This is a genomic window from Vibrio sp. ZOR0018, assembly GCF_963865925.1.
Lineage (GTDB): Bacteria > Pseudomonadota > Gammaproteobacteria > Enterobacterales > Vibrionaceae > Vibrio > Vibrio anguillarum.
Genome location: NZ_CAWMCN010000096.1, coordinates 105,963 through 118,353, shown reverse-complemented (window position 1 = coordinate 118,353; position 12,391 = coordinate 105,963). Strand labels below are relative to the sequence as shown.

12 protein-coding genes are annotated in these 12,391 nt (G+C 46.0%); 4 read left to right on the top strand and 8 right to left on the bottom strand.

All coding sequences use genetic code 11. The annotated features are described in order from the left end of the window. Positions 1–933 carry a LysR family transcriptional regulator gene (locus AACR75_RS05825; protein ID WP_047689171.1) on the bottom strand — a complete coding sequence of 311 codons (933 nt, stop codon included), beginning with the start codon at positions 931–933 and terminating at the stop codon, positions 1–3. A 123-nt stretch (positions 934–1,056) separates the two neighbouring features. On the opposite strand from AACR75_RS05825, the gene AACR75_RS05820 reads away from it, so the two are divergent. Further along, complete coding sequence (locus AACR75_RS05820) at positions 1,057–2,148, top strand: alkene reductase (protein WP_047689220.1); 1,092 nt, start codon at positions 1,057–1,059, stop codon at positions 2,146–2,148. A 104-nt stretch (positions 2,149–2,252) separates the two neighbouring features. Here AACR75_RS05820 and AACR75_RS05815 read toward each other — a convergent pair whose 3' ends face one another. The 7 genes from AACR75_RS05815 to AACR75_RS05785 all read right to left on the bottom strand — a co-directional run bounded on the left by AACR75_RS05815 (position 2,253) and on the right by AACR75_RS05785 (position 9,224). Next, the gene (locus AACR75_RS05815; protein ID WP_017046154.1) at positions 2,253–2,621 is read right to left on the bottom strand and encodes a diacylglycerol kinase; all 369 of its coding nucleotides are present in this window, start codon (positions 2,619–2,621) and stop codon (positions 2,253–2,255) included. 143 nt (positions 2,622–2,764) lie between these two features. After that, positions 2,765–4,066: an ATP-binding protein gene (locus AACR75_RS05810; RefSeq protein WP_047689168.1), complete on the bottom strand. Its 1,302-nt coding sequence runs from the start codon at positions 4,064–4,066 to the stop codon at positions 2,765–2,767. Between the two features lie 27 nt (positions 4,067–4,093). Continuing rightward, on the bottom strand, positions 4,094–4,795 hold the full coding sequence (locus AACR75_RS05805; protein WP_013856957.1) for a response regulator: 702 nt from the start codon (positions 4,793–4,795) through the stop codon (positions 4,094–4,096). A 140-nt stretch (positions 4,796–4,935) separates the two neighbouring features. Beyond that, the gene (locus AACR75_RS05800; RefSeq protein ID WP_047689166.1) at positions 4,936–6,462 is read right to left on the bottom strand and encodes a tripartite tricarboxylate transporter permease; all 1,527 of its coding nucleotides are present in this window, start codon (positions 6,460–6,462) and stop codon (positions 4,936–4,938) included. Positions 6,463–6,471: 9 nt separating this feature from the next. Further along, a complete protein-coding gene (locus tag AACR75_RS05795) occupies positions 6,472–6,969 on the bottom strand; it encodes a tripartite tricarboxylate transporter TctB family protein (RefSeq protein ID WP_010318351.1) in 498 nt (165 codons plus the stop codon). 202 nt (positions 6,970–7,171) lie between these two features. Continuing rightward, complete coding sequence (locus AACR75_RS05790) at positions 7,172–8,143, bottom strand: tripartite tricarboxylate transporter substrate binding protein (protein ID WP_047689163.1); 972 nt, start codon at positions 8,141–8,143, stop codon at positions 7,172–7,174. Between the two features lie 250 nt (positions 8,144–8,393). After that, positions 8,394–9,224, bottom strand: a complete 831-nt coding sequence (locus AACR75_RS05785; RefSeq protein ID WP_047689161.1) for a hypothetical protein — start codon at positions 9,222–9,224, stop codon at positions 8,394–8,396. Between the two features lie 273 nt (positions 9,225–9,497). On the opposite strand from AACR75_RS05785, the gene AACR75_RS05780 reads away from it, so the two are divergent. The 3 genes from AACR75_RS05780 to prpC all read left to right on the top strand — a co-directional run bounded on the left by AACR75_RS05780 (position 9,498) and on the right by prpC (position 12,373). Further along, positions 9,498–10,208 carry a GntR family transcriptional regulator gene (locus AACR75_RS05780; protein WP_047689159.1) on the top strand — a complete coding sequence of 237 codons (711 nt, stop codon included), beginning with the start codon at positions 9,498–9,500 and terminating at the stop codon, positions 10,206–10,208. Positions 10,209–10,322: 114 nt separating this feature from the next. Then, entirely contained in the window at positions 10,323–11,219 is an 897-nt protein-coding gene (prpB, locus tag AACR75_RS05775; RefSeq protein WP_017046149.1) for a methylisocitrate lyase, read from the top strand. Between the two features lie 26 nt (positions 11,220–11,245). Next, complete coding sequence (gene prpC, locus AACR75_RS05770) at positions 11,246–12,373, top strand: bifunctional 2-methylcitrate synthase/citrate synthase (protein ID WP_013856951.1); 1,128 nt, start codon at positions 11,246–11,248, stop codon at positions 12,371–12,373. The last annotated feature ends 18 nt before the right edge of the window (positions 12,374–12,391 follow it).

The following is a 12,391-nucleotide window of genomic DNA, read 5'->3' as shown; positions in this document are numbered from 1 at the left end:
CTATTGCCCAGTAGGAAGCGTACGTTTTTCAAAATAGCGCACAATCTCCTCGATCAATATTTTGATACGTGACGGTTGGTGATCACGATTAGGATAGAGCAGATGCAAGTCCGATCCTGTGGCCAAATCGTGTGAACTAAAACTTTGCCGATAATCTTCCAAGAGAAGAACGAGTTTCCCAGCATTGAGGTCGGGTTGAATATCGAGTTGTGATTTGAGTGCAATACCTGCGCCTTCGAGTGCCCACTGACGAATCACTTCGCCATCATTAGACAAACGTGATGGTTTGATCAGGATATCTTGAACGACATCTCCTTTAAGAAAAGACCAACGCGTTAATGATTCACTTTTGCGTAGCATACCCAAGCAAGCATGCTGTTTGAGATCCTCTGGGTGTGTCGGTTGACCATGACACGCTAAATATGCGGGTGAGGCACAAAGAACGCGGCGACTTGTTGCTAATTTTCTGGAAACCAATTGACTATCTTTGAGTGTGCCGTAACGCAATACCAAATCAAGTTTTGTTTCATATATCCCTAACACACTGTCACTAAAGGTAATCTGAGGCACAATTTTAGGATGCCTTGCTAAGAAGGAGTCGAGCAGTGGCAATAAATGTTGTCGCCCGAGATCTTTGGGTGCCGAAATTTTTATATTGCCTTCCAAGTGTGTTTTCTCGGCGAATAGCGAAGACTCGACTTCAGTGATGTTGGCTAAGGTTTGTAAACATAATGGATAGAAACGTTCGCCGGCTTCCGTCAATGCAATTTTACGTGTGGTTCTTTGCAGCAATTTCACGCCATAGTGGCGTTCAAGCTCTTGCAGTTTTAGTGTGACTGAAGCGGCGGACATATTGATGGCTTTTGCGGCGGCCGCCAACCCTTGTTGCTCAACAATGGCAACAAAGACCTCCATGTTCAATAATTTGTTCATTAAGATTCTATATCGCAGTTATTGTTAAGTAATCCTAAATACTCTTTTTAATTATAGCTAGATTATTTAGTGATTCTTTTGTTATAGCCTATGGATAACAACCCAATACAGAGCGATTGAATGATGAGTAGCTTATTTTCCCCGACACAAATCGGTCCACTTTCTTTGAATAACCGGCTGGTAATGGCTCCGATGACGCGGGCTCGGACAAGTCAACCGGGTAATGTTCCCAACGACATCATGGCGCAATATTATGCTCAGCGAGCGAGTGCTGGTCTGATTATTACTGAAGCAACACAAATATCAGACGATAGCCAAGGATACTCATTTACTCCTGGCATATACACGCCAGAACAAATAGTGGGTTGGCAGCAGGTCACTCAAGCCGTGCATGATCGCGGAGGAAAAATAGTGAATCAGCTATGGCATGTAGGGCGAGTATCGCATCCTGTTTTTCAACAAGGTCAAAAGCCGATGGCTCCTTCAGCTATTGCTCCAGTCGATACCAAAGTCTGGATTGCACAGCCGGGGAGTGCCGGTGAGATGATGGAATGCGTTGAACCAAGAGCAATGACATTGCAAGAGATTAACCAAGTGGTACGCGATTTTGCTAATGCTGCACACAATGCGATTGCGGCTGGCTTTGATGGCATCGAAATTCATGGTGGTAATGGCTATTTGATCGATCAGTTTTTGCGAACCAATTCGAATCATCGCACTGATCAATATGGTGGCAGCAGAGAAAACCGCTTGCGTTTTCTTATGGAAGTTGTGAGTGCAATCATTGATAAGGTTGGCGCTGACAAAGTTGGAGTTCGCTTGGCGCCTTACATCACATTTAAAGATATGAACTGCCCAGATATCGTCCCAACGATTTTACAAGCGGCGGAGCAATTACAGAAACTCGGTATTGCGTATCTGCATTTGTCAGAAGCTGATTGGGATGATGCTCCACAAATCCCTGAAGATTTTCGCCGACATTTACGTGAGCTGTTCACCAATACCATTATTGTTGCAGGCCGATATGACGTTGAGCGAGCAAACCAAATCTTGGAAAATGGCTACGCCGACTTAGTCGCATTTGGGCGTCCCTTTATTGCGAATCCAGACTTAGTCGAGCGTTTGAAAATGAACCGTACATTATCGGCATTTGATCCAAGTTGCTTATTTGGTGGAGGTACTAAGGGATATACAGATTATCCAAACCATTCCTAAATCGACATAGCCAGCAGTCGTTTGTTCTATGATTCTGCTGGCTTTTTTACAACTGGTTGGCCGTTATAAAGCAATGAGCCATTAACGCGCGCCAAAATGATACGCTAAAAGTAATAAGGCCACAGAATAAACATCCATGTGAATGCTGAAAATATCAACGCGATCAGTACGGCAGCTGAACCGATGTCTTTGGCGCGGCCACTGAGTTCGTGCCATTCGCTACCGACGCGGTCAACCACGGCTTCCACGGCGGAATTCATCAACTCCACAATCACAACTAAGACTAAGCAACCAATCATCATGATTTGCTCAATTTTAGTGACAGGCAAAAAGAAAGTAATGGTAATCAACAAAATTGAAGTGACAGTTTCTTGTCGAATAGCGGCTTCGTTTAGCCACGCGGCTTTCAGCCCTTGTATTGAATAACCTGTGGCATAAAACAGACGCTTTATACCCGTACGACCTGGTTTCATAAAATGAACAACCTAATAATGAATGACTATGACAATGGGCATGAGTGAATTACGTGTAGACGTAAAATAGCTTTGCCCCGCACCCTCATGTTAAAAAGAGAATCAATGACGTCGGTTCACGGATTCTCTTAAGTGGCCGAATTTTAAACGCCCACCACGGGTAGTACAAGAGTAAAGCAAGCGCCTCCGAACACACTTTTAGCCACCGATACTTGGCCGCTGTGGCGTAAAACGATCTGTTTGACGATGGCCAAGCCTAATCCGAAGCCTGATTGTCGCTCTCCACGTGAGAGATCCGCGCTGTAAAAAGCATCAAAAATGAATGGCCAGTGCTGCGGGTCAATCCCTTCTCCATCATCATGGATATCAATTTGCACTGCTTGACCTGCGTTGATCACGGAGGTTTCAACGGCTATTTTGCTTTTGGCGTATTTCTGAGCATTACCTAATAAATTATCCAGAGCTCTTTTGAGAAGGTATGGATCGACCTGTAAAGTGGCGACTTGTGCTAATGGTAGCAACTGGATCTCGACTACGCTGTTGCTGCGCCATTTATCTAGTATCGGTTCGAGCCAGTAATTGAGCTGAATTGTCTGCATATTGAGTTCGTTTTCTGGCCTTTCAACTTTCGCGTAGTAAAGAAGTTCATCGACCATCGTTTCCATCTCTTCGGTATCTTCGATGATACTGGCGACTTTCGCCGCTTGTTTTGATGTCAGAGATTCATCGGCCAACATTTCTGCTTGCCATTGGATCCGAAAGATAGGAGTGCGTAACTCATGAGCCACGGCATTACTCAGCGCTTTATTGCTGAGCACCAAAGCGGAAATTTTGCTCGCCATGTAGTTAAAGCTTTTGTTTAAAGAGCCGACTTTATCGCCGCTTTTGATGGAGGCGCGAGCGGTCAGATCACCAGCGGCAAAGGCTAAGGTCACTTTTTCCAATTCACGCACTCGCCGACTGATGAACCAGATCAGCAACACACAGTACAGTGCAAAACCAACGACAAGCAGCAAAAGTGAGAGATTATCTGCGAAGAAAATGGCTTGCCTCAGTGGTGATTCTTCATCGGGTTTAAAGCTGTAAATTGGTGAGGTGGACGTAAGGCGCAGCCATAAAAAACGGTCATCATCGTAGTAGGTGTAGGCACTGGGGGCGGTGGTAAAGAAAAACGCTCGCACATCTGAGGGTAAGGTCTTTTCAGTATGCGTCTCTATCAGTTGTCGTGTTTTATCGGCATATTCTTTTAGTACATTTAAGGTGTTGGCTTCACCTTCATGCTGATAAATACGAGTGACCAAGTCATGAAATGCTTCAGCTTGATAATCTTCAAGTACGTAATCGTAGTCAGTACCAAGCTGGTAAACGACCAGTTCAATGGTAATGAGTGTCGCTAAAAAAAAGAGCAATAAACCAACAAAAGATTCAACGTAGATACGACGCATACAGGTTTCTTCTAAAATACGTGGTCATTACCACGTGTCTGGTACAAAAAGGTATCCTTTCCCTCGGACCGTAATAATGCGTTTCGGTGTGGAAGAATCATCACCGAGTTTTTTACGCAAAATGACAATCTTGTTATCGACGGTTCTATCAAGCCCATCGTATTCAATCCCGCGTAACGCTTTGGTTAATACATCCCGTGATAGGACTTGATCTGGTGTTGATGCCAGTAGCCACAGCAAGTCGAATTCGCTGTCGGTCATCGCTACGGCCTCACCATTCATTTCACAAAGATGTCGAGATTGATTGAGAGACAAGGCCCCAAATTCAAGCACGGTTTTCGCGGTTTGAATTGGCTCGTTGTCGACTCTGCGCAGTAGCATACGCATTCTTGCAAGCAAGACGCGTGGTTTAATCGGCTTTGTCACAAAATCATCGGCACCAATTTCCAGTGCTGCAACGTGATCAAAATCGTCATCACTGGCGGTCAGCATCAATATCTTACCGTTGTACATAGGACGGATCTGTCTACAAATTGTCAGCCCATCTTCACCGGGTAGCATTAAATCCAGTAACACGATATCTGGTTGTTGCTCTAAAATGACCGCGCTCGCTTTGGCACCTTCAGCAAGGGCAATGACGCTAATATCTTGACTTTCAAAGTATTCTGTTAACATTTCTCTGAGTTTTAGATCATCTTCAACGATGATTAAAGAGTGTCTATCCGTCATGGAGGCTCCTAGATAGGTACGATGAACGACATGACAATCGCTGACATTGGAAAAATTTGAAGTGCATAGTAAAGCAAAGACCCAGCATTTTCGCTAGGTCTTTGTATGGTTGGATGAGTTTCTATTGATACAATCTCTTGTTATTCAACGGCTTTGGTCGGTGAAGAGCGAAGTTTGTTCGCCAGCATCACCACAAGTGGGCTAGTCAACATCACCACTGCAAGCACGGTAAACACGAAAGTGATCGGACGTTCCCATAAGAAGCTTAACTCCCCATCGCTGATCATCAACGCGCGGCGAAGGTTCTCTTCCATTAATCCACCCAAAATAAAGCCAAGCAGCAGTGGTGCCAGTGGGAAGTTGGCTAACCGTAGAGCAATCGCTCCCATCGCGACAAGCAGCATCACGTAAACATCCATTGTGTTAAACGAAACCAAATAAACACCGGTGATTGAGAAGAACAAAATCATCGGCAGCAATACGGTTCTTGGTACCGCCAATAGCCTTGAAATATAAGGAATAAGCGGTAAGTTAAGGATGATCAGTACAATATTACCGAGATACATTGAGATGATAACAGACCAAAAGACATCAGGATGATCAACAAATAAACGAGGGCCAGGTTGAATGCCGTAAGAGAGCAGGGCTCCAAGCATGATCGCTGTGGTGCCAGAGCCGGGAATGCCGAGTGTCAACAGCGGAACAAAAGATCCGCTAGAGGCGGCGTTATTGGCAGACTCTGGTGCAACAAGCCCACGCAAAGACCCTTTACCGAACTCTTCTTTTTTATCTTTGGGCGCTAAGCTGCGCTCCATACCATAACTCAAAAATGCGGCGATGGTTGCGCCAGCGCCGGGCAACACGCCGGTGAAAAAACCTAAAATGGAAGCACGAATTGAAACGGGAGCCGCTTCTTTAAATTCTGCCTTGGTGATTTTCATACTGCCTAAATTACTGAGTTTATTTTGTTCATCAGAGCGCGTATCACTATCGGGTTTTAAAATTCCCATTAATGTCTCGCCTAATGCAAATGTCGCCATCGCTAGCAAGAGGAAGCTAAAACCGTCCATTAAATCAGTTAAGCCAAAGGTAAAACGTTCAACGCCTACGCCTTTATCAATACCAACAGTAGAGAGCATCAAGCCAAGAACAACCATCATCCATGCTTTAAGGACTTGTCCTTTTCCAGCAAAGGCAGCGACCGCCGATAGACCGAGTAGCATCAACGCAAAATAGTCGGAGGATTGAAAACTCAGTGACACGCTGGCCAGTGCAGGCGCTGCGACCAAGAGCATAATCGCTGACAAGGTTCCGCCTGTAAAAGAGGCGTAAGCGGCGATGGCTAACGCTTTACCAGCTTGGCCTTTTTGCGCCATGGGGTAGCCATCAAACGCGGTGACCACGGTTGCTGAGCATCCGGGAGCATTAATCAAAATGGAGGAAGTGGAGCCGCCAAAAATAGCGCCGTAATAAACGCCAGCCATTAAAATCAAACCTGAAGATGGTTCAAGACCATAGGTGATCGGAATCATCAACGCGATGGCCGAAATAGGGCCAAGCCCGGGTAACATGCCGATAAAAGTACCGACGAAACAGCCCACAATCACCATGAAGATGTTCATTGGCATCATGGCGGTAGAAAGCCCTTGTAAAATTCCATCTAACATAATCAGTTCCTACCAGAGTGTGAAAATAACGCCGGGCTCAAGGTAGATGTCCAAACCTTGAGTAAGCAGCAGATAAAACGCAATGACAAAGGGAAAAGAAGCACCAAATAACACTGATTTGCGTCTTTCACCCAAAATATAAAAGCCAGCGAGTAGAAAGAAACTGGTGGCCAGTACGAAGCCTAAATAGGTTAGACCAAGTCCATACAGCGCCATCAATACTAAAAAACCAATCAACAATTTCCAGTTGAAGTGCAATACCGCGCCGCTTTGTTTATCGGGCTGCCCTAACACCAGCATCAACAAAGAGAGGCCAATTCCAGCGTAAGTCAGCAGAGTCGGCAAGGTTTGGGCGTTAAACGGTTCATATTCATCACCGGGAAACATCGGTATTTGAGTCGTTTGATAGCCGTAGCAAAGGCTAAGAACAAGGAAGATCAACGCGCCAACGCGATCGCGGCACAGTAAATATTCTTTGCTGAAAAATTTGGTTGGCAGATCCGACATATCCAACTCCATGGTAGAAATAGGGGAGAAAAGAGCCGTGTAGCAGCGAGTTAATGAATTGATTAACTAAGGGCAAAGGGATAGGTATATGAAGGTTTTCCTATCCATATTTGCCTGATAAACAAAGGAGTATTGAGCATAACTGCACACGGCAAAAGTGTTGCTAGCGGGGACAAGGCAAGGAACTGTCCCCTTAGCGACCTTACTTCAGGAAACCGAGCTCACGCATCAGATCACCCATCTCTTTTTCTTGGGCTTCTAAGAAGGCGTAAAACTCTTTATCCGCTTGATAGTTATCGATCCAACCATTACGGTCGCGTACCACTTTCCATTCATCGGTGGTGTACATTTTCGCTAATGCTGCGTTCCACTGATCAATCTTCTCTTGGCTGATCCCTGGGGCCGCGAAGAAGCCGCGCCAGTTGGCAAATACAGTTGGGTTGCCATAGTCAGTTAATGTTGGAATATTCGGGGCAGATTCCAAACGTTTGGGGGCGGTGATCGCCAAAATTTTCACTTGGCCAGACTTGGACATTTCAAGCACTTCACCTAAGCCTGTTGAAAGCAGTTGTGTTTCACCAGAAAGTAGTGCCGCCATGGCTTTGCCACCCGCGTCATAGGCGATGTAGCGAACTTCTTTTGGATCCAACCCTTGCCCTTTGAAAGCGGCTGCGGCGACTAAGTGATCCATACTGCCACGAGCAGAACCGCCAGCGACTTTCACTTTACGCGGGTTGTCTTTGAAATCGGCAACCGCATCTTCCCACGTTTTGTATTTTGAATCGCCCGCAGCAACGATAGCGCCATAATCAGAAACGGTGGCGGCAATCGGTGTTAAATCGCGGAAGGATTGTGGAAAAACACCGGATAAAGAACGAACAACAATCGGTGTAGAGTTGACCATCAAGGTATCTTCTTGGCGGTCTGCGGTTTCAATTAGGTGTGCAATCGCTTTACCACCACCACCACCGGATAAGTTTTGGTAAGACACATTGCCGACAATGTCGGTTTTCATCAGTACATCACCTGTACCACGAGCCGTCATGTCCCAACCACCACCCGCGCCACCGGGTACTAAAATGTGAAGTTTCTCAATATCAGCGGCGAAGCTGCTAATAGAAAAGGTTGCAGCCAGAATGGATGCAGTGAGGGTTGGTTTGAACTGCTTAAACATATTCACGTTCCTTATGTAGGGCGCATCTTCATCTTTACCTTGGAGCGTTTGTGATTGAATGCTACAGGCGGAGATAGGGTGCTTATCATTGTTATCATGACTGCATCAATGATCCAATGCAGATACGTTAAGTTAATAACCTGTTACAGGTTTGTCTCTAATGCGTAGATAAAAACAATATAGGGCATAAAAACGTTTTTGTTCATAAAGTTCACGGCGTTATTTTGCTGCGTTGTGTGACGAGTCTTCGTTAGCGCCTTGTCTCACTATCTACGAGCAGCAATCGGGTGTTATTCATTGCAAATTGCGCAGCTGAGGCGTCATTACCTTGTTGAAGTAAGGTCGTGATACTGGGCAGCAGCAAGAAAAAGATCAAAGGTTCGGGATATTGGGCTTGCCATTGATGGCGCTCATCTAACACATGCCCTTCGAAGTAGACGGTGAGTACCACACTGTCCGATGAAAAGTGCGATCCATGGAACCGCCCTAAAGTATGCGTCGAGCCCCATATTGAACTCAGTGGTCGCTCCGATGTGCTTTTAAGATAGAGATCAACCGCTACACTTTGCGATTGAGAACCTTGCGGTTGAGAATGTCGATGAACCGTTAAACGCTCCCCCAAATACTTGCCTTGCTGGAAAGGCAAATAACCTAAGTTGTTCGGTGTTACACGGCCATCGTTTGCACACATTTGAACCGAATCGGGCATTTGCTGGCTGCTGTACAATTCACAAGCAAATTGAGCAACAAGTTGCTGTACTGCGCTTTGAAATAAGCGAGCATCAAATGAGTGTTCTTGCTCAAGGTGTAAATTTAATTCAGGAAAAACAATAGGTAACTGGCTTGTTAGCGCGTTGAGGTCATTGATCGTAACCGATTGATTCTGCTCTATTGCCGTGCGAATAATATTTGGGTTGTCTGCCAATGAAAGATCATCTTCAGAATAGATCGCCTCACTCAGTAGTGGGTAGCTGCGCGGATTTTTCGGTTTACTGTTGTAAGCAATGCATCCAGATAAGAGCAACGAGCAGGCGAGAGCGTAACCAAAAGGAGAGTGCGTGATTCTCTTGCAAAGATTCATAAGTGACGGCCGTGTCATCGGTAATGGGTTGCACTGCTTATTCTATCTGCGAAATCGACACTTTTCTCTTTTCAAGCTCACAGAGTTTTATCTTCTTCTGGTTCAAATTTAATCATTAAGTTTCTTATACATTAGTCTAATATGTCGACAATTTTATTGATTATCGATGGTTTTATGGTCTATTTTAACAATAAGTTTTAATAATTGTTAACACATATAAGTGTGTGAGTGCTTTGCGTCTCAGCATGAATCCAACCTGTGAGCGATAACAAGATGAATAGTGCACTAACACTAAACAGTACTGATACAAAATCACACGCTGTTGAACGAGAAAAAGAGAACACCAAATCGGAAAACCTTACGGAGTATCTGATTGAGGCGATTGTTGAAGGGCGTATAGCACCGGGCAGCAAGATTTCAGAACCCGAACTCGCCAAACGTTTTCAAGTCAGCCGTGGGCCACTGCGTGAAGCGATAATGCGTGTGGAAGGCTTGGGGTTGATCGAACGTGTTTCACATGTGGGCGCGCGAGTCATTGAGTTGTCACCCGCTAAGTTGGTGGAGCTTTATGCAGTACGCGAAGCGTTAGAGGGTATGGCGGCAAGGTTAGCGGCGCGCAACATTTCGCCCTCTGAATTACAAGGGCTAGAGGCATTATTGTCGACACATTCGAATCATATTGAGCAAGTCGAAGGGGCTTCCTATTTCCATCAACACGGTGATTTTGACTTTCATTACCGCATCATCAAAGCCAGCCGTAATCATAAATTAGTGACTTTATTGTGTGATGAGCTCTATCACTTACTGCGCATGTATCGTTATCAATCGCCACGCTCACATTCACGCCCGAAGGAGGCGTTGGATGAGCACAAATACATTCTACAAGCGATCAAAAACGGCGATGAAGAACTGGCTGAGATGTTGATGCGACGCCATATTTCGGGCAGTCGAATCTTGATTGAACAGCAGATAGTAAAAGAGTAAGCCACAGGGCGGTGGGCAGAAAATAATCATGCCTGCAATGAAGCAAACCAAGAACCACGCATAGAAGCGGCCTTGAATAAGGGCGATAACCAAGCGACTGATTAGGAGAATCTCATGAGCTTAAGTCAGGGGGCGAAATTTAGACTCGCTGTTCAACAAAATGATCCGCTGCAGATTGTCGGCACGATCAATCCCTATTGCGCAATGATGGCCAAACGTTTAGGCCACCAAGCCATTTATCTGTCGGGTGGTGGCATCGCTAACGCTTCGTATGGTTTGCCCGATTTAGGTATCACCACATTAAATGATGTGCTGGTGGATGTTGAGCGCATCACCAATGCGTGTGATTTGCCTTTGTTGGTGGATATTGATACCGGTTTTGGCGGCGCATTTAGCATTGCTCGCACTATCAAAGCGATGGAAAAAGCGGGCGCTGCTGCCGTGCATATGGAAGATCAAGTTGCGCAGAAACGCTGCGGGCATCGCCCTAATAAAGCGATCGTCAGCCAGCAAGAGATGGTTGATCGCGTAAAAGCCGCGGTAGATGCACGAGTGAACCCAGAGTTTGTGATCATGGCGCGCACCGATGCGTTAGCGGTGGAAGGCATTGATAGCGCCATTGAACGTGCCATTGCTTGCGTGCAGGCCGGAGCCGATATGATTTTCCCCGAAGCGATGACCACTCTTGAGCAGTACGATCGTTTCTCCACCGCGTTAAGCGCAGCTTGTGGTAAGTCAGTACCGATTTTAGCCAACATTACTGAGTTTGGGCAGACGCCGCTCTACCCATGTGCAGAACTTGCTCAAGTGAAAGTGGATATGGTGCTTTACCCATTGAGTGCGTTTCGTGCGATGAATAAAGCGGCTGAGAATGTCTATCGTCATTTATTAGAGCAGGGCAACCAACAAGCTTTGCTCGATAGCATGCAAACCCGTAGCGAGCTGTATGACTATCTCAATTACCACGATTACGAAGATAAGCTCGACGAGCTTTTTTCATCAAAGGAATAATAAAAACAAAGGAAAAGGAGTTCAACATGTCAAACGCACCACTGGGCGGCGCAGGTCTGCGCGGTCAAAGCGCGGGAGTCACCGCTTTATGTACTGTCGGAAAAACGGGGACGGGTCTAACTTATCGAGGTTATGACATCACCGATCTTGCCAACCATGCACAGTTTGAAGAGGTCGCTCATCTGTTATTGATTGGCCATTTACCTAATCAAAGTGAACTTGACCAGTACAAAACCCGCTTAATGGGATTACGAGGTTTACCGCAGCCGTTAAAAGCCGCGCTAGAGCTGCTGCCAGCCAGTACACATCCAATGGACGTAATGCGCACTGGCTGTTCAGTTTTAGGCAACCTTGAAACTGAGCACAGTTTTGCTGAGCAGTTGAGTGCGACCGAACGGATGTTGGCACTTTTCCCCGCTATTATCTGTTATTGGTATCGTTTCAGCCACCAAGGCATCCGGATTGACACTGAAGATCAAAGCGAAGCATGCATTGGTGGCTACTTCTTAAAAATGCTGACAGGAAAAGCACCGAGCGAGCTGCATAAGCAGGTGATGCATTGCTCATTGATTCTGTACGCAGAGCACGAGTTTAATGCATCAACGTTTGCCGCGCGCGTCTGTGCTTCTACGCTGTCAGATATTCACTCTTGCGTAACCGGGGCGATTGGCACACTGCGTGGCCCGTTGCATGGTGGAGCCAATGAAGCGGCGATGGCGATGATCGAACGCTGGCAAACACCGGACGAAGCTGAGGCCAATATTCTGCAAATGTTGGCTAATAAAGACAAAATTATGGGCTTTGGTCATGCCATTTATCGTGAAAGTGACCCGCGTAACGCATTGATCAAACGTTGGTCAAAAGCGTTATCTGAAGCGGTGGGTGATACGCATTTGTACGCGGTATCAGAACGTGTTGAAGCGGTGATGAAACGTGAGAAAGGCCTATTTTGTAATGCGGATTTCTTCCACGCTTCGGCCTACCATTTTATGGGTATTCCTACGCCATTATTTACCCCTATTTTTGTCATGAGTCGATTAACTGGCTGGGCCGCTCATGTGTTTGAGCAGCGCGCTAATAACCGAATTATTCGCCCAAGTGCCGATTATGACGGCCCTGAACATCAAGAGTGGATACCAATAGAGCAGCGTTAATGGGATGAAATCAAGCCA